The sequence below is a fragment of the Paraburkholderia sp. UCT31 genome, assembly GCF_014397655.1.
Taxonomy (GTDB): domain Bacteria; phylum Pseudomonadota; class Gammaproteobacteria; order Burkholderiales; family Burkholderiaceae; genus Paraburkholderia; species Paraburkholderia tuberum.
In genome coordinates, this window is sequence record NZ_VZQP01000190.1 from 1 (window position 1) to 898 (window position 898).

General features: G+C 63.6%; 2 protein-coding genes. Both read right to left on the minus strand.

Annotated elements, in window-relative coordinates; genetic code table 11:
* Nucleotides 1–386, minus strand: a 386-nt coding sequence (locus tag F6X40_RS41560; RefSeq protein WP_187631901.1) for an Hsp20/alpha crystallin family protein, incomplete at its 3' end; no start/stop codon positions are given.
* Between the two features lie 28 nt (nt 387–414).
* Nucleotides 415–858: an Hsp20/alpha crystallin family protein gene (locus tag F6X40_RS41565; protein WP_184063351.1), complete on the minus strand. Its 444-nt coding sequence runs from the start codon at nt 856–858 to the stop codon at nt 415–417.
* Between the last annotated feature and the right edge of the window lie 40 nt (nt 859–898).

Here is an 898-nt window from a genome sequence, read left to right on the forward strand (position 1 = left end):
CGGCGCGGCCGGGCTTCGTCGCGGCGCGGTATCGTCAGTTTCAGCACGCCGTCCTTCAGGTTCGCATCGATTTTCGTTGCGTCGAAGTCAGCCCCGAGAGCGAACGCCCGCGCGAAATGCGGCTGGCGGATCTCCGCATGTTGCAGGCGCAGCCCCGCCGGCGTGGGCACCACCGCCTCGGCCTCGATGTACAGGTTGCCATCGTGTACCTTCACATCAAGGCGGTCCTTTGTAACGCCGGGCAGATCGGCCCACAGGGTGATGCCCTGGCTGTCCTCGAAGATGTCTACGGGCGGCGTTAGCGTGATCGGGCGTTGCGACTGCTCGTCTTCGCGACGGGCCACCGCCGTTTCGTCTTTCCTGGCAAGTTCTGTCGTGTCGTTCATGATGTCCTCCTCAGTTCTGCGACCGGTTTCATTGAACAGTGATGGCCCGCGGCTTCGACGTCTCCCGCTTGCCGATGCTCACGGTCAGGCAACCATTGGTGTACTGCGCCGTGACCTTGCCGGGGTCCGCATGCTGCGGCAGTTCAATGACGCGCCGGAAGGTGCCGACGAACCGCTCCTGCGCATAAGTACGCACGTCGTCGCCGGCCGCTTCCGGCTGTCCCGTCTGGCGCTCGCCGCTGATGGTCAGCAGCCCTTTGTCGATGGATACGTCGAGATGCGCCGGATCGATACCGGGCGCGAACGCGACGATCTCGATAGAGTCGTCGGTCGAACCGATGTTGACCTGCGGGAAGGCGCCCAGGCGCCCCGAGCGGATGCTGGACGGGAAACCGCCGAAGAGACTCGCCATCTGCCGTTGCAGACGGTCGAACTCGCTGAAAAGGTCGGTCCCGAAGTAGAGATCACTCATGATCGTTTCCTCCTTGGATGCAGCAGGGAAACGAACCGGC